At 56.4% G+C, this 16,070-nt stretch carries 13 protein-coding genes and 1 pseudogene; 8 read left to right on the forward strand and 6 right to left on the reverse strand.

The genetic code is table 11. The features are described from left to right. The first annotated feature begins 76 nt into the window (after positions 1 to 76). The 4 genes from copA (at position 77) to ybaK (ending at position 4,361) form a co-directional block, all read left to right on the forward strand. Positions 77 to 2,575 carry a copper-exporting P-type ATPase CopA gene (gene copA / locus FD737_RS02885; RefSeq protein ID WP_097117467.1) on the forward strand — a complete coding sequence of 833 codons (2,499 nt, stop codon included), beginning with the start codon at positions 77 to 79 and terminating at the stop codon, positions 2,573 to 2,575. Positions 2,576 to 2,646: 71 nt separating this feature from the next. Next, on the forward strand, positions 2,647 to 3,447 hold the full coding sequence (locus tag FD737_RS02890) for a TraB/GumN family protein (protein WP_097117468.1): 801 nt from the start codon (positions 2,647 to 2,649) through the stop codon (positions 3,445 to 3,447). A 233-nt stretch (positions 3,448 to 3,680) separates the two neighbouring features. Next, positions 3,681 to 3,857: a hypothetical protein gene (locus FD737_RS02895; RefSeq protein WP_160832661.1), complete on the forward strand. Its 177-nt coding sequence runs from the start codon at positions 3,681 to 3,683 to the stop codon at positions 3,855 to 3,857. A 24-nt stretch (positions 3,858 to 3,881) separates the two neighbouring features. Beyond that, complete coding sequence (ybaK, locus tag FD737_RS02900; protein WP_160832662.1) at positions 3,882 to 4,361, forward strand: Cys-tRNA(Pro)/Cys-tRNA(Cys) deacylase YbaK; 480 nt, start codon at positions 3,882 to 3,884, stop codon at positions 4,359 to 4,361. Here the strand turns inward: ybaK and FD737_RS02905 are convergent. Then, positions 4,358 to 5,227, reverse strand: coding sequence for a LysR family transcriptional regulator (locus FD737_RS02905; protein ID WP_034828200.1), 870 nt, complete (start codon positions 5,225 to 5,227; stop codon positions 4,358 to 4,360). The two genes, ybaK and FD737_RS02905, sit on opposite strands and share 4 nt — an antisense overlap. A gap of 90 nt (positions 5,228 to 5,317) precedes the next feature. On the opposite strand from FD737_RS02905, the gene FD737_RS02910 reads away from it, so the two are divergent. Continuing rightward, positions 5,318 to 5,749: a multidrug/biocide efflux PACE transporter gene (locus FD737_RS02910; RefSeq protein WP_160832663.1), complete on the forward strand. Its 432-nt coding sequence runs from the start codon at positions 5,318 to 5,320 to the stop codon at positions 5,747 to 5,749. Between the two features lie 28 nt (positions 5,750 to 5,777). Here the strand turns inward: FD737_RS02910 and ushA are convergent, their stop codons facing one another. Beyond that, entirely contained in the window at positions 5,778 to 7,529 is a 1,752-nt protein-coding gene (gene ushA / locus FD737_RS02915) for a bifunctional UDP-sugar hydrolase/5'-nucleotidase UshA (RefSeq protein WP_097117469.1), read from the reverse strand. Positions 7,530 to 7,691: 162 nt separating this feature from the next. On the opposite strand from ushA, the gene FD737_RS02920 reads away from it, so the two are divergent. Further along, positions 7,692 to 8,888 carry an MFS transporter gene (locus FD737_RS02920; RefSeq protein WP_160832664.1) on the forward strand — a complete coding sequence of 399 codons (1,197 nt, stop codon included), beginning with the start codon at positions 7,692 to 7,694 and terminating at the stop codon, positions 8,886 to 8,888. Positions 8,889 to 9,108: 220 nt separating this feature from the next. Further along, positions 9,109 to 10,797, forward strand: a complete 1,689-nt coding sequence (gene ybaL, locus FD737_RS02925; protein ID WP_160832665.1) for a YbaL family putative K(+) efflux transporter — start codon at positions 9,109 to 9,111, stop codon at positions 10,795 to 10,797. 140 nt (positions 10,798 to 10,937) lie between these two features. On the opposite strand, the gene FD737_RS02930 is transcribed toward ybaL, so the two are convergent. From FD737_RS02930 to FD737_RS02945, 4 genes and pseudogenes are all read right to left on the reverse strand, one after another. Next, positions 10,938 to 12,239: an inosine/guanosine kinase gene (locus tag FD737_RS02930; RefSeq protein ID WP_097117471.1), complete on the reverse strand. Its 1,302-nt coding sequence runs from the start codon at positions 12,237 to 12,239 to the stop codon at positions 10,938 to 10,940. A 57-nt stretch (positions 12,240 to 12,296) separates the two neighbouring features. Further along, positions 12,297 to 13,256 (reverse strand): ferrochelatase, encoded by a 960-nt coding sequence (gene hemH, locus FD737_RS02935; protein WP_160832666.1) that lies wholly within the window; start codon positions 13,254 to 13,256, stop codon positions 12,297 to 12,299. 117 nt (positions 13,257 to 13,373) lie between these two features. Next, positions 13,374 to 14,018 (reverse strand): adenylate kinase, encoded by a 645-nt coding sequence (adk, locus tag FD737_RS02940; protein ID WP_034828185.1) that lies wholly within the window; start codon positions 14,016 to 14,018, stop codon positions 13,374 to 13,376. Positions 14,019 to 14,169: 151 nt separating this feature from the next. Beyond that, positions 14,170 to 15,003: pseudogene (locus FD737_RS02945) on the reverse strand (DUF6024 family protein); the annotation flags it as partial. Positions 15,004 to 15,191: 188 nt separating this feature from the next. On the opposite strand from FD737_RS02945, the gene FD737_RS02950 reads away from it, so the two are divergent. After that, a complete protein-coding gene (locus FD737_RS02950) occupies positions 15,192 to 16,061 on the forward strand; it encodes a LysR substrate-binding domain-containing protein (RefSeq protein ID WP_038648497.1) in 870 nt (289 codons plus the stop codon). Positions 16,062 to 16,070 lie beyond the last annotated feature (9 nt).

The raw sequence follows: 16,070 nt of genomic DNA on the forward strand, positions 1-16,070 counted from the left end.
CCTGAATGGAAGGTTTAGGCTCTATAACTAATGCAAAGTTTGCAGACAGTCAAACCTCTCGTTTAAGGAGTTTAAGATGTCACACACACAATTACTGGCGCTGGACGGTTTATCCTGTGGCCACTGCGTCAAACGGGTGAAAGAAGCGCTGGAGCAGCGCGACGATGTGGAACAGGCGGATGTCACGCAGCAGGAAGCGCGCGTTACCGGTGCCGCCAGCGCCAGCGATCTGATTGCGACCGTTGAACAGGCCGGCTATCACGCGGCGGTGAAAGACAGCCCAAAGCCTGAGCCGTTGACAGCAACAGAGCCGCCGCCGGAGGCGCTGACAACGGTGTCGCAACCGGCAGAAGAAAACCTTCCTGTTCACCATTTGCTGATCGGCGGCATGAGCTGCGCCAGCTGTGTGAGCCGGGTGGAACAGGCGTTGCAGAAAGTGCCTGGCGTCAGTCAGGCCCGCGTCAACCTCGGGGAGCGCAGCGCGCTGGTGTTAGGCGATGCGCAAGCCGAGGCGCTGATTGGCGCAGTGGATCAGGCGGGCTATTCCGCTGAAGTGATCGACGATGAACAGACGCGCCGTGAACGCCAGCAGGTCAGCGCACAGCAGGCGATGCGCCGCTTTAGCTGGCAGGCGGCATTGGCGCTGCTGCTCGGCGTGCCCATGATGATCTGGGGCATGCTCGGCGACAACATGATGTTGAGTGACGCCAACCAAACGTTATGGCGCTCGCTCGGCGTGATCACTTTGCTGGTAATGGTGATCGCAGGCGGCCATTTCTATCGCAGTGCGTGGCGCAGCCTACAGCACGGCACCGCCACCATGGATACGCTGGTGGCCTTAGGCACTGGCGCCGCCTGGCTCTATTCGATGAGCGTGGCGCTGTGGCCAGAATTTTTCCCGATGCAGGCGCGACATCTCTATTTTGAAGCCAGCGTGATGATCGTCGGTTTGATTAACCTCGGCCATGCGCTGGAACAACGAGCACGCCAGCGGGCATCCAAAGCCCTCGAACGCCTGTTGGATCTCACCCCTGCTCAGGCGCGTGTGATCGGTGAACAGGGCGAAACGCTGATGCCGTTGAGCGAGGTCCAGCCCGGCATGCTGCTGAAGCTGGTGACGGGCGATCGCGTGCCGGTGGACGGCGAAGTCGAAAGCGGTGAAGCCTGGTTTGATGAAGCGATGTTGACCGGTGAAGCAGTGCCACAGGCGAAACAGCCTGGCGATAAAGTCTATGCCGGGACGCTGTTGCAGGATGGCACGCTGCGCTTCGTAGCGCGCGCCACCGGCAGCCACACCACCCTGGCGCGTATCATCAATTTGGTGCGCCAGGCGCAGAGCAGCAAACCCGACATTGGCCGCCTGGCCGATCGCATCTCAGCGGTATTTGTGCCGGTGGTGGTGGCGATTGCCCTGCTGGCGGGTCTGGTGTGGTATCTGGTCGGCCCGCAGCCGCAGTTGGCCTACACGCTGGTTATTGTCACCACGGTGCTGATTATCGCCTGCCCTTGCGCGCTGGGGCTGGCGACGCCAATGTCGGTGATTGCCGGCGTCGGTCGCGCGGCAGAATTGGGCGTGCTGGTGCGCGATGCTGATGCGCTACAGCGTGCCAGCGAAGTCGATACCATCGTGTTGGATAAAACCGGCACGCTGACACGTGGCACCCCGCAGGTGAGCGATGTGCTGGTGTATGGCGACTGGAATCGTCAGCAGGTGCTGAGCGCTGCGGCGCAACTGGAACAAAGTTCGAACCATCCGCTGGCGAAAGCGATTCTGGCGGCAGTACCCGATCTCAGCGATGAGCCGACTAAGCAATTTCGTACAATACGCGGCAAAGGCGTGAGCGCTAAAGTGGCAGGCAGAACGCTGCTGCTCGGCAATCAGGCACTGCTGGATGAACAACAGATTGATTACCGCGCCGCACAACAAGATATCGACCGTTTCGCCGCGCAAGGCACTACGCCAGTGCTGCTGGCCGATCATCGTCAGTTGCTCGGCCTGATCGCTCTGCGTGACAGCCTGCGCCCGGAAAGTGCGGAGGCGTTACAGCGCCTGCACCAATTGGGCTATCGGTTAATCATGCTGACCGGCGATCACCAAAAAACCGCGCAGGTGATTGCTGCCGAAGCCGGTATTGATGAAGTGATCGCGGGCGTGCTGCCCGAAGGCAAAGCGCAGGCGATTGCGCAGTTGCAGCAGCAGGGGCGCAAAGTGGTGATGGTCGGCGATGGCATCAACGATGCGCCCGCGCTGGCGCAGGCCGATGTGGGGATTGCCATGGGTGGCGGCAGCGATGTGGCCGTTGAAACCGCCGCCATGACGTTGATGCGCAACGATTTGCACTGTGTTGCCGATGCGCTGGCGATGGCAGGCGCGACACTGCGTAATATGCGCCAGAACTTGCTCGGGGCTTTTGTCTATAACAGCCTGGGGATTCCAATTGCGGCGGGCGTGCTCTACCCGTTCACGGGTTTGCTGCTTAGCCCAATCGTGGCGGGCGCGGCGATGGCGCTGTCTTCGATTACCGTGGTGAGTAACGCGAATCGTTTGTTGCGCTTTAAGCCAGCAAAACGCTAATCGCCCTCTCTGCCCTGTTTTTCAGTGACTGAAATCGCTAGCATGGATTTTTGACTTCAAAAGGACAGGGCATGAGACGCAGTCTGTGGCACAGCTTCCAGCAGATGGCCGCCAGCCTCTTCCCGGCACGCTATACCTGGCCGGCAATGGATATCAAATTGGGCGATCGACGCCTGCATCTGGCGGGCAGTATTCATATGGGCACGCGCGATATGCAGCCGTTGCCAGCGGGCCTGTTACGCCAGTTGAGTCGCGCCGATGCGCTGATTGTCGAAGCGGATATTACCCAGGGTGCATCGCCCTTCACCCATGACGATGCCTGTACGCCGTTGGCGATGCGTCTGGATGCAGAGGTGTTGCAGCGACTGGATGTGCTGTGCGATGAGCTTTCGCTTTCCATGGCAGTGTTCGACACGCTGCCGTTCTGGCAAATCGCCTTGATGCTGCAGGCACAACAGGCGCAGCGTCTGGGGTTACGGCCGCAATATGGCATTGATTACCAACTGCTGATGGCGGCGAAATCGGCTAACAAGCGCATTATTGAACTGGAAGGCCCGGAAACCCAGATCGCACTGCTGAAGTCGCTACCGCAAGAGGGTTTATCGCTGTTACTGGACACGCTGGAGCATTGGCACACCAACGCCCGCCTGCTGCAAACCATGATCAGCTGGTGGCTGGATGCACCGCCCACGCAGCAACCGGTGGCCCTGCCGACCACCTTTAGCAGCGATCTCAATGACACGCTGATGCGCAATCGTAATCAGCACTGGCGCGAGTTATTGCAGGCGCTGCCGAAAGGCCGCTATGTGGTGGCCGTGGGTGCGCTGCATCTGTATGGCGAGGATAACCTGCCAGGATTGTTGAAATCGTAACAAATGCCGTCACCGCAAGACATTATGCATCCTCATGTCCTGAAAGCGATCAGATCGATGACGTGCGTCTCTCTGATTGTGCGGAAATGTGCTTTGCCGGATGCGCGGCGAAGGGTTGGCACAGCGGATGAGCAGTAAGGAGTTGAGCCGTTGAGCCGTTGAGCCGTTGAGCCGTTGAGCCGTTGAGCCGTTGAGCCGTTGAGCCGTTGAGACGTTGAGACGTTGAGCAGCAGATGACAAACAAAGCGGATGCGCGGCGAATTACAGGCAAAAAAGAAGGCCAATATCGCTATCGGCCCGTCAAAGAGGAATTTGTTTATGATTTTGGTTATCACCAGCATTGCTGGCGCGGGCCAATTTTCGCGCAAAGTTCAGAATTTCGCCAGTATTATTCACCAAAACTGAAATAAGAATTTTCGTAGCAAGGACAGAACATGACACCCGCCGTAAAACTGCTGGAAAAACAAAAGGTCGCCTTTACCCTTCATTCTTATGAGCATGACAGCCACGAAACAAATTTTGGTGATGAGGCGGTGCGTAAGCTCAATCTCGATGCACGCCAGGTGTTCAAAACCCTGCTCGTGGCGCTCAACGGCGATGCCAAAGCGCTGGCGGTAGCCGTGACGCCAGTTTCCTCGCAGCTCGATTTGAAAAAAGTGGCAAAGGCGCTGGGCGCCAAAAAAGCGGATATGGCCGACCCGCAACTGGCACAGCGCGTCACCGGCTATCTGGTGGGTGGCATCAGCCCGCTGGGGCAGAAAAAACGTCTGCCAACGGTGATTGATCAGCAGGCTGCAGAATTTGCCACCATCTTTGTCTCCGGCGGTAAGCGCGGGCTGGATATAGAACTGGCGGCGCAGGACCTGGCACGACTGCTGGATGCCACACTGGCCGACGTGGCGCGCCGCGATTAATCCGGCTGCTGGGCGCAGAGTTGATCAATCATCCAGCGCCCGGCAGGACCTGGCGGATTGCGTCGCGACCAGATTACATCCACCGCGATGCGCTGTGGCCAGCCTGGCACCGGCAACTCTTTCAACACCTGATGACCAAACTGCTCCACCAGCCAGCGCGGTAATACGCTCCAGCCAAAGCCCTGCTCCGCCATTTCCAGCAGCAATAAATAAGAAGGCGCCGACCACACTCGGCCAGCAGGCAAGGGTTCACGGTTTTGCACCCAGGTATTAAGCCGTAAATGACGTAATTCACCGAGTTGAGCTTCACTCACCTGTTTTGACTGCGCCAGCACATGCTCCTGATGCAGATAGATCGCCATTTCGGCCCCCACCTGTAAACGTGCCACCGCTAAATCAGGCGGCAACTGCGGCTGCGCACGCACCACGCCGAGATGCACGCGACCGGCCTGCAGCAGGTCCAGCGCGTCCGCGTCCTCAGCAATCATGCATTCAAATTCAATATCCGGATAACGCGCTTCAAAGCGGTTGAGCAGATTTTCATGATGATCGGCCTGCCAGAAATCAGAAATTGCCAGACTGAGTCGCGGTTCCACGCCCTGTGACAGCCGCACCGCCAGCTCATCCAACCGCTGGCTGGCCGCCAGAATCTGCTGTACCTGCGCCAGTGCGCGCTGTCCTTGCTCGGTTAGTACCGGCTGACGACCGCTGCGATCGAACAGAGTGAAACCGAGATCGTCTTCCAGATTCGCCACGGCGCTGCTGATGGTGGACTGGCTTTTGGCCAGCGCACGCGCCGCCGCAGAAAACGAGCCGCTGGCGACAGTCTGGACAAAGGCCTCAAGGGATTCCGGGGAGTATTTCATGGTGAATCATCGCTTTTATCGATAGGTAATCATTTTATCTTAGCATTTTGCGGTGAGAAAATGTGTCGCGTTACCCAAAAGGAGGTTTATATGCGTACCCGTTCGCTGAAAGAACGTTTTTATCATGCTGCAGGATTTGAAGTGCTGGCGATTCTCACTGTGGCTCCGCTGGCCGCCTGGATTATGGAAAAGCCGCTGTTTCAGATGGGCGCGCTGGCGATTATGTTGTCAACGGTCGCCATGCTGTGGAACATGATCTATAACACCGGTTTTGATCGCATCTGGCCGCCGCAGAGAAAACGCGGCCTCGGTCTGCGCGCCATCCACGCGCTGGGCTTTGAAGGGGGCTTTATCGTTATCGGTTTGCCGATTGCCGCCTGGATGCTGAAGATCACGCTGCTGGAAGCCTTCATGCTGGAAGTGGCGTTCTTCCTGTTCTTCCTGCCCTATACCATGGCTTATAACTGGATGTGGGATAAATTGCGCCAGCGCTGGCTGACGCAGAAATCCTGTCGGGCATAAAACAACGGCGCCCAATCGGGCGCCGTTTTTAATTGTGCAGCGCACGCGGCCAGATCCACGCCAAAATGGCTTGCGGGTAGCTGCGCTTCCTGGGTTTTTCTTGCGCTTTGTCGCGCTCCTGTACCTGCTGCTCCGTCAAATGCACGATGCCGGTTGGCGCATAGTCGGCGATTTTCAGCGGTGAGTGCGCCGTGACAAAATCGCGCAGCACATCTGCATCGCGCAGTCCGGTATTGCTGAAGCCCGCATGCGCCTCGATGTTGGGATAACCATCACCGCCGCTGGCATTAAAGCTGTTGGTGGCCATGCGATAGGTTTTGTCTTTTTGCAGCGGCTCGCCATTGATCTTCACCTCACTCACCGCTTTGCCATCTGCCACCAGACTGATATTGCTGAATTGCGCGAAACCACCGGAGTTGGTCTTGATATTGGCAACCGTGGCAAGATACTTCAGTAATTCGTCTCCGGTCAGCGTGACTGACACCACCTGATTACCAAACGGCTGCACCTGCAACAGATCGCGCCAGCTCAGTTTGCCCGCGGCCAGTGAAGTGCGAATGCCACCGCCACTGATCACCGCGAAATCCGCTTGGGTCGCTGCCATCTGCGCGCGCAGAATCAGCTGCCCAAGGTTGGTTTGTTCAAAGCGCACTTTGTCGCGTTCGCCCACGAACACGCCATCACTGCTGCCAACCGTGACGTCGAGTTTCTTTGCCGCGCGCAGTTGATACGGCGTCAACAATTTCATCATTGCGCTGTTGGGTGGGATCTCTTCCTGCCAGGTAAGCCAGGAAACACTGCCATCCAGATTCTTCACTTCGTGCTTGAGGTTCACCGGGATCAGCTGATAGCTGTCCAGCGTCAATTCGCCGTTGCGGAAGGTGAAATCGCCGCGCCCGACGTATTTGCCCCACTCTTTTGCCTGCATGATCCACACGCCATTTTGGCGATCGGGCTGACAAGGCTGGCCGGGCTGATAATCTTTCACGCTGACGTTATCTTTTTCCATGCACACCGCATCCTGCGAGTGGCCGCCGATGATCACATTGATAGTGCCCGGCGGCAGGCTGCGCGCCAGTTCCACATCACCCGGTGCGTTGCTGCCGTGCTGCCCATCGTCGTAATGGCCCATGTGCGTCAGCGCCACAATCACATCGGGTTTTTCACTGGCACGCAGTTCCGCCACCGCTTTTTCCGTCTCTTTCACCGGATCGCGGATGTCGATATTGGCAATATTTTCCGGATTGGAAATTTTCAGCGTATCGGTGGTGGTCAGGCCAATCACCGCGATCTTCAGCCCCATGCGATTAAAGATCGCCCACGGCTTGAACAGACGCTGGTCGCTGCCCTTTTGATAGATATTGGCAGAGAGGAAGGGAAATTTGGCCCACTTCTGTTGCTGTTGTAGCACGCTGAGCGGCTTATCAAATTCGTGATTGCCGAGCGCCATGGCATCGTAGCCGATGAGGTTCATGCCACGAATATCGGGTTCGGCATTGAGCAGATCCGATTCCGGCACGCCGGTATTCACGTCTCCGGCGGAAAGGATCAAGGCACCACCGCCTTTGGCCTGCACATCATAACGCTGTTTATCCATCAGCGTTTTCTGCGCCGCCAGACCGTATTCGCCCTGCGCATTGGTCCAGTAGCGACCGTGATGATCATTGGTGTGCAGAATACTGAATCGATAACTGCGATCCGTCTGCCATGCCTGCGCCAGCATCGGCAGCAACAGCATGATCAGCGCCAGCCAGCGCCCTCTCCGCGGGAATAACAACAAAGCCGATCTCCTTATTCTGCGTCTTTCCACTTTGCCGTGGACTTAATGTGCTTTATCACCCTTCTGTGTCGCACAGATGGCACTTTAACTCAAGACTAAAGGCTTATAGAGTCATGCGGTAGTAACAAACTGATAACGATAACCGCACTCTTCAGGATTTTTATGGCAAGTGACATCGCAACCCCGGCACGCGCACCGGGACGGGCCGCTTTTGGCATTTTAGGTGCCATCAGCCTCGCGCATCTGCTCAACGATATGCTGCAATCGCTGCTGCTGGCGATCTACCCGATGCTGCAAAAAGATTTTAGCCTTAACTTCGTCCAGATAGGTCTGATAACGCTAACCTTTCAGGTCACCGCTTCGCTGCTACAGCCGATCATCGGTCATTACACCGACAAATACCCAAAACCCTGGTCTTTGCCGGTGGGGATGGGCTTTACGCTGTGTGGTCTGGTGCTGCTGACGTTCTCCAGCACCTATCCGCAGGTGCTGCTCGCTGCCGCGCTGGTGGGCAGTGGTTCCTCGGTGTTTCATCCGGAATCTTCGCGCGTGGCGCGTATGGCCTCCGGTGGACGTCATGGCCTGGCTCAATCCCTGTTCCAGGTGGGCGGCAACTTTGGTAACGCGTTAGGCCCGCTGTTGGCAGCGATGATTGTTGCCCCTTACGGCAAAGGGCATCTTGCCTGGTTCGTGCTGGCGGCACTGCTCGGCATTATCGTGCTGCTGCAGGTCAGCCGCTGGTATAGCCACCAGCAGCGCGCCAGTAAGGCAAAGGCAACGGTTGCGCCGGTTAACCCGCTGCCGCGTAAGAAAGTGGCGTTGGCGATCAGCATTTTGCTGCTGCTGATCTTCTCTAAATACTTCTATCTCACCAGCCTGAGCAGCTACTACACCTTCTATTTAATCCAGAAGTTCGGACTTTCTGTTCAGGCCTCGCAATTCCATCTGTTTGCCTTCCTCGGCGCGGTGGCTGCGGGCACCATTATTGGCGGGCCGATTGGCGATAAAATCGGCCGTAAATACGTGATTTGGGTATCGATTCTTGGCGTTGCGCCCTTCACCTTGCTGTTGCCCCACGCCAACTTAATGTGGACCAGCGTGTTGAGCGTGATCATCGGGTTGGTTCTCGCCTCGGCGTTTTCTGCCATTTTGGTGTATGCGCAGGAGCTGATGCCAGGGCGTATTGGTATGGTTTCCGGGCTGTTTTTCGGTTTTGCCTTTGGTATGGGTGGGCTCGGTGCCGCCGTGTTGGGCGTAGTGGCAGACCACACCAGCATCGAATGGGTATATCAAATCTGTGCCTGGCTGCCTTTAATCGGCCTTTTAACCGCTTTCTTACCTGATAACCGCCACGCGTAAGCCACTTTTGGGGGGCAACGCTTTTTCCTCGCCCCCCTCCATTCTGCGTAAAACCTGCCGATAGTATGAGATAACTGAGGAAAATGCTGCTTAAGCTGCGTTTTCTTCTTAATTTTTCAATTTAATCGCTTTTCACCGCTCAAATGTTTAAACGTGGTTAGCGATTGTGCATTACACTAGGTTGTTACAAGCGGATACATTTGCACACAAGGAGACAGGCATGCATCACACCACACCGTTGATCACCACCATTGTCGGGGGCCTGGTCCTCGCCTTTATCCTTGGAATGATTGCCAACCGTCTGCGAATCTCCCCGCTGGTCGGTTATCTGCTGGCTGGCGTGCTCGCCGGTCCCTTTACCCCGGGCTTCGTCGCCGATACTAACCTCGCGCCTGAGCTCGCCGAACTCGGCGTTATCCTGCTGATGTTTGGCGTGGGTTTGCACTTCTCGCTGAAGGATTTGATGTCGGTAAAGTCGATCGCCATTCCCGGCGCCATCGCGCAAATCGCGGTGGCCACGCTGCTGGGAATGGGGCTGTCGTGGGCGATGGGCTGGTCGTGGATGACCGGTCTGGTGTTTGGCCTCTGTCTCTCCACCGCCAGTACCGTGGTGTTACTGCGTGCGCTGGAAGAGCGTCAACTGATTGATAGCCAGCGGGGGCAGATCGCCATTGGCTGGCTGATTGTTGAAGATTTGGTGATGGTCCTGACGCTGGTGCTGCTGCCCGCCATTGCCGGAATGCTGGAAGAAGGCAATGCCAGCCCCTCTCTGCTGTTCTGGGACCTGATGCTGACCATCGGCAAAGTCGTCGCCTTTATGGTGCTGATGATGGTGGTCGGCCGTCGCGTGGTGCCGTGGATTCTGGCAAAAAGTGCCGCCACCGGATCGCGTGAACTCTTTACCTTATCCGTACTAGCCCTGGCGCTGGGTATCGCTTTCGGTGCGGTTGAATTCTTCGATGTCTCCTTCGCCCTCGGCGCCTTCTTTGCCGGTATGGTGCTTAACGAATCCGAACTCAGCCACCGTGCCGCGCACGATACCCTGCCACTGCGCGATGCGTTTGCGGTGCTGTTCTTTGTCTCGGTCGGTATGTTGTTTGACCCGATGATTTTGATCGAGCAGCCGCTGGCGGTGCTGGGCGCGCTGGCGATCATCGTGCTCGGTAAATCCATCGCCGCCTGGCTGCTGGTGACGCTGCTCGGCCACTCGCGCCGCACCGCCATGACCATTTCGGTGAGTCTGGCGCAGATTGGGGAATTCGCTTTTATCCTTGCCGGATTAGGTATTTCACTCGGCATGTTGAGTGATGAAGGACGCAATCTGGTGCTGGCGGCTGCGATCCTCTCGATTATGCTCAACCCGATTCTGTTTACCCTTCTGGAGCGCTACCTCGATAAGACTGAAACCATCGAAGAGCAGACGCTGGAAGAGGCGATTGAAGAAGAGAAGCAGATTCCGCTGGATATCTGTAATCACGCGGTCATTGTGGGTTATGGCCGCGTTGGCAGCTTGCTGGGCCAGCAGCTGATGGAAACCGATGTGCCGCTGGTGGTGGTGGAAAATTCCCGTCCGCGCGTTGAAGCGCTGCGTGAGCAAGGGATCAAGGCGGTGCTGGGCAATGCGGCTCGCGTCGATACCATGGAGTTAGCCCGACTCGACTGTGCACGCTGGCTGCTGCTGACCATTCCAAACGGTTACGAAGCCGGGGAAATTGTCACCGCCGCGCGTGAGAAGCGTCCGGATATCGAAATTATTGCCCGCGCGCATTACGACGATGAAGTGAATTACATCATGGAACGCGGTGCCAATCGCGTGGTGATGGGCGAGCGTGAGATCGCCAACAGCATGTTGAACGTGCTGCAGGAAGAGATTGCGCAGAACCCGATTGTGCGGGAGTGCCCGATATAACAGACACCGTAGCGCCATAATTCAACTGATACCGTAGCGCCGCTATTCAACAGACACCGTAGCGGCGGGATTAATCGCGCAATTCAAGCAGCACCGCTGCCAACAAACGCGCGATAAATCGCGCCGTTACGGGTTCACTGTTACCTGTCCCAGTACGACTCTTCTAAACTGTCTTCCCGCTCAGGCAGCCCGCGCATTAGACGCGGTGAATGCTGATTCAGCACCTGATAACTCACCCGGTTGGCATACTTACACACCTGCGCCAGCGACGAATAGGTGAGATAACCGCGTGCGTGTTTACTGGAGTTCGGCACTTTCTGGCGGTGGAAATTATTGGCAGTGATGTCGTGCAGCAGCGCGGCCAGAGCACCATCGCCCGCGCCGTTGGTGTTCATGATCTTCTCAGGGCCGCCCATATAAGGCGCGATGTGCGAGAAGATGCGCAGCGGCTGCTGGCAATCCTGATGACGCATAGCGCGGCTGAACTCATATTGGTTGAACTCGGCAATTGCGCCCGGCAGCAGCGGATGATTGGTTTTGCGCTTGAATTCATCTTCGGTGAAGCCAGCCATATACAAACCGGTAGGGCCAGCAGTGCACAGCACCAGATCCACCCAGTCCAGCGCAATATTCGACGCCAGCAGCGGATCCTGCTCACCCGTCAGCGCCAGCGCCTCTTCTTCGTTCATCGCCACGATCGACACATGATCGCGCAGGAAATCGCGCCAGAACTGCGGATCGTCCTGAATCACGTATTTGGTTCCCAGCGTCAGCACCACCGGCACGTTATGTTTTTTCGCGTAGTCGATGGCACGCAGCGTGGCCGCTGGCATCGGTTCACCCGGCTGGCAGCGCACCAGATAGGAAGTCAGCACCAGCGCCGACGCCCCGGCAATCACCTCTTCCGGAATGCTGTCCGCCTGCAGTTGGTTCATTAAACCCGGGCTGATGGCAAAGGTGCGTTCGCCCTGCTCACCAATCAGAGTGAAGCAGCGGCCAATCGCGCCATCCACGCCCTGCAGGAAGTTGAGATCCATACGGCTGGAGGTGTTGCACAGATAGCGATAAGCGTAGCCGCCAATCTGGATGTTGTTGCACATCACGCCGAGCAATACGGAACGGTCATCGGCCAGCACGGAATAGTTGTGCAGCGTATTACCGATGGTGCCGCCGGCAAATTGATGGCTGATCAGCGCATCGCGCATCAGCTCGTCATACAAAGCTTCTGCGGTAGCATCGTCGATCACCAGCGAGTGGCCGGCGCTCAGCCCGTAGCGTTGCAGAAAGTCATCATCAACTTTGGCTTCAATATCCACCAGCGTCTGGTCGATACCCACCACCCAACTGCCCTCTTCCTGCTCTTGAGGTGTGGCTTGCAGCAGCGGATCGCGCGCGTTAACGGGGAAATAGTGTTTGGATTTGCGTTTGCCGGGAAATTTCATCGTGGCTGCCGTAAGGGAAATCTGACAGAGAATGATATCACACTCTCTGCCAGCACTTTATCGGCGTGCGTTGACCAGCTGAACCATCATCTCGATGTGCTCGTCATCGGCGTTGAGCGCGGGAATGTATTCGAACTTCTCGCCACCGGCGTGCAGGAAGAACTCACAGTTCTGCTCGCTGATCTCTTCCAGGGTTTCCAGGCAGTCTGCGGAGAAGCCGGGACTCATCACCTGCACATGTTTGATGCCCTTGGCCGGTAAACCTTGCATGGTTTCGTCGGTGTACGGTGTCAACCATGGCTCGCGACCAAAGCGTGACTGGAAGGTCATCATGATTTTGTGCGGCGCGATGCCCAACGCGGCAGCCAGCGCCTCGGTGGTGTCTTTGCAGCGCTGCGGATAATCATCACCTTCGTCGGCAAAGCGCTGTGGGATGCCGTGATACGACAGCACCAGCAGGTCCGGTTCGCCATGCTGCGCAAACGAACGCTCAACCGAAGCCTTCAGTGCTGCGATATAGGCAGGATGCTCGGCATAATCGCGAATGAAAGCCACTTCAGGCAGGGAGCGCAGCGGTTTAAAGCTGGCGGATAATCCGTCCCAAACGGCAGCCACCGTCGAGCACGAGAATTGCGGATAGAGCGGCAACACAATCAGTTTGGTGACACCCTGATCCAGCAAACGCTGTACCGCCCCGTCGAGGCTTGGCTGGCCGTAGCTCATGCCCAGCTCAACCGGCATATCCACGCGCTGCGCCAGCGCATCGCGCTGCTGCCTGCTGAACACCATCAGCGGAGAGCCTTCTTTCATCCACACCGAGGCGTACAACTTCGACACGCGCGGCGAACGGAACGGCAAAATGGCGAAATTGAGAATCGGCCACCATAACCAACGCGGTGTATCCACCACGCGCGGGTCGCCAAGGAACTGTTTCAGATAGCGCTTAACGGCAGGTGTTGTAGGCGCATCGGGTGTGCCTAAGTTGACCAGCAAAACCCCAGGCTTTTCTTGCCTCATTGGTATTTCCTTGATGTCAAAACGAATGGATCAAAATCAGGGGGAAATTGTAGCGGAATTCGTGGGAGGGGAAAGCAATTGCTGCAAAAGGGCCGGACAACCGGCCCCTGATCCGCATTAACCGAGAATACCGGCCAGCTGCGTGCTCACTTCAGCCACCTTACGGGTGCCGTCGATCTTGTGATACTGGGTGTTACCGGCTTCCGCTTCTTTGCTGTAGTAAGCAATCAGCGGTGCCGTCAGCTGATGGTATTCCACCAGACGCTTACGCACGGTTTCTTCCTGGTCGTCTTTACGCGTGGTCAGCTCTTCGCCGGTCACGTCATCTTTGCCTTCCACTTTTGGAGGATTATAGGTGACGTGATACACGCGGCCAGACGGCGCATGCACGCGACGACCAACAATACGATCCACAATCAGTTCGTCCGGTACGGCAAACTCCAGCACGAAGTCCACATTGATGCCCGCGTCTTTCATGGCATCAGCTTGTGGAATAGTGCGTGGGAAGCCATCGAGCAGGAAACCGTTTTTGCAGTCTTCCTGCGCGATACGCTCTTTAACCAGCGCAATCACCAGCTCGTCTGTCACCAGTTTACCGGCATCCATGATGGCTTTCGCCTGTTGGCCCAGTTCGGTGCCTGCTTTAACTGCCGCACGCAACATGTCACCGGTGGAGATTTGCGGAATACCGTATTTCTCCATGATGAATTGAGCCTGAGTGCCTTTACCTGCGCCCGGTGCCCCGAGCAGAATAATACGCATTGCGTAATTCCCCTTGCGAATCGCATTGATCAATCTGAGAAGGCCAAGAACATACCATTATGGCCCGCGCACCACAAGGAAACGGGCGCGCTTCCGGTTAAAGCTTTACTTTGACTTGCTTTAGCGCAAAACACCAGCAGAGTGCCCGTTTTTAAGAATCAAGGCTAACGCTTAACACGTCTTTCAGACGTCTCTTCAGGATCGGCGTGACGTTTTGATTTTTGTTCACACCGCCGCGCACGTTGGCATGCAGGCGCAATCGGTGATGAGCGGAAAGCAGATGCATATCCTGCGGTAAGTCGGGCAAGGTAAGACTGACCGGCATGGGGAACAGGGCGAACGGTAAGCCGTGCTGCTGAATCGATTGCAGCTGAACCGGGGCCTCAAGCGTAATATTATCCACGCTAGCGATATTAAACGGCCGCCAGTCGCTGTTTTCCATCATTTCAAGGGTTTGATCCAGTGACGAGCCAAAGGCCAGTCCCTGCTCAAATAACCGCAATTCGCTGCGCACCAGCGTGCTGAAATCGCAGGTTTTCATTGCAATTAACACCAGGTCACTGCTTAACGCCGCATGACGATCGAGCCGCGCCACAAACAATCGCGCATCACTGATTAATCGTTTATGCAACAAGGTGGCAAAGGATTCCGAGGCGTCGGTCACGCCCTGACTTTGACACTCCGCCAGCGGACGCACCCGACCCTGCAGCATGTCGACATGCTCCACCAGCGCAATGTTACCAGCCATCATCGGCACTGCGGGTAACACACTCAGTTCACTGACCGGATATTGCGAAGCGTAACGCGTTTGATTGCGCGCCTGTTCCTGACGTAAAAACAGTTGTGAGAGCAGCACCCGCGAAATATGCAAAGAAGGTGCAAAGAAGAGGTCGTAATTTTCCAGCCGATAGTGACGTGAAAGCAAGCCGCGAAGTCGATCGCGCGCTGCCGCCGCCCTGGCAGAAGCATATTGGTGATCCATCGCGTGAGATTTCTCTAATTATAAAGATGCTGTGTGTGTCGCAGATTAAGGGGGAACATTAGCCGCGTTAAACACAGACAACGCCATCCGTCAACCCGCCATAATCTGGGGGAAAGGTTAGGCCAATGCGGCTGGACATTAAAATGATATAAACTGACAATCCCTGTTAGGTTTTTACACAGGGGATGAGTATGACCGCGCTTCCGTCGTTACGTGCACTGCACTATTTTCATCAGGCAGCACTGCACAGCAGTTTTAGCGTGGCGGCCGAGCGTCTTCATGTGACACACAGCGCCATTAGCCATCAGATTCGACAGCTGGAAAGCTGGATGGGAAAGCCCTTATTCGTCCGTACCAATGGGCGCGTCAAATTAACCTCACACGGCGAGCGCTTGCTGGTGAGTTGTCAGAAGGCGTTTAGCGAACTCTCCACCACCTGCGAAAGCATTCGCACCGGCATGCGTCATCACCTCAGCGTCTCTTGCGCGCCCAGTTTTCTCTCGCAATGGCTGATTCCACGTATTAGCAGTTTTTATCAACGCTATCCCGATATTGAAGTGCAGTTTCAGCCGCTGGTGGAGATCGACCAGTTGCGCAGTGAACACACCGATGTGCTGATTCTCAGCTATGAGCAGTCACCGGATGAGGATATTGATGCTACGCTGATCAGCGATGACTACATCGGCCCGCTGTGCGCGCCTCAGTATGCCGCGCGTTTTCACAATGAGCAGGATTTAGCGTCATTGCCGCTGCTGCATGCCGATACACGACTGCACGCCTGGGCCGAGTGGGCGAAAACCAGCGGTGCGCGTGGCAATTATTGGGTCGGTAAGCATTTCGATAATCTCACTCTGGGCATTCAGGCGGCGAGAAATGGCTTAGGGGTGATCATGGCCCCGCGTTTACTGGTCAGGCAGGAGTTGAGCGACGGTACGCTTATCGCCCCATTGGGATTTGTGCGTGTGGACCGCGCCACCTGGATGATGACGAAAATGTCACGTCAGCATGATGCGGAGATAACGTTATTCCGGGATTGGCTGCGCGATCAGGCGCTGCATTAAAAGAAAGGT

Origin of the sequence: Pantoea sp. Seng, assembly GCF_009829935.1 — a bacterium.
In the GTDB taxonomy this organism is placed as follows: domain Bacteria; phylum Pseudomonadota; class Gammaproteobacteria; order Enterobacterales; family Enterobacteriaceae; genus Pantoea; species Pantoea communis.

Bases quoted from the DNA above. Each gene is read 5' to 3' on its own strand.
- FD737_RS02895 (WP_160832661.1), top strand. From the start codon at position 3,681: ATGACAAACAAAGCGGATGCGCGGCGAATTACAGGCAAAAAAGAAGGC.
- FD737_RS02910 (WP_160832663.1), top strand. From the start codon at position 5,318: ATGCGTACCCGTTCGCTGAAAGAACGTTTTTATCATGCTGCAGGATTT.
- ybaL (WP_160832665.1), top strand. From the start codon at position 9,109: ATGCATCACACCACACCGTTGATCACCACCATTGTCGGGGGCCTGGTC.
- hemH (WP_160832666.1), bottom strand. From the start codon at position 13,256: ATGAGGCAAGAAAAGCCTGGGGTTTTGCTGGTCAACTTAGGCACACCC.
- FD737_RS02905 (WP_034828200.1), bottom strand. From the start codon at position 5,227: ATGAAATACTCCCCGGAATCCCTTGAGGCCTTTGTCCAGACTGTCGCC.
- copA (WP_097117467.1), top strand. From the start codon at position 77: ATGTCACACACACAATTACTGGCGCTGGACGGTTTATCCTGTGGCCAC.
- FD737_RS02920 (WP_160832664.1), top strand. From the start codon at position 7,692: ATGGCAAGTGACATCGCAACCCCGGCACGCGCACCGGGACGGGCCGCT.
- FD737_RS02930 (WP_097117471.1), bottom strand. From the start codon at position 12,239: ATGAAATTTCCCGGCAAACGCAAATCCAAACACTATTTCCCCGTTAAC.
- adk (WP_034828185.1), bottom strand. From the start codon at position 14,018: ATGCGTATTATTCTGCTCGGGGCACCGGGCGCAGGTAAAGGCACTCAG.
- FD737_RS02890 (WP_097117468.1), top strand. From the start codon at position 2,647: ATGAGACGCAGTCTGTGGCACAGCTTCCAGCAGATGGCCGCCAGCCTC.
- ybaK (WP_160832662.1), top strand. From the start codon at position 3,882: ATGACACCCGCCGTAAAACTGCTGGAAAAACAAAAGGTCGCCTTTACC.
- FD737_RS02950 (WP_038648497.1), top strand. From the start codon at position 15,192: ATGACCGCGCTTCCGTCGTTACGTGCACTGCACTATTTTCATCAGGCA.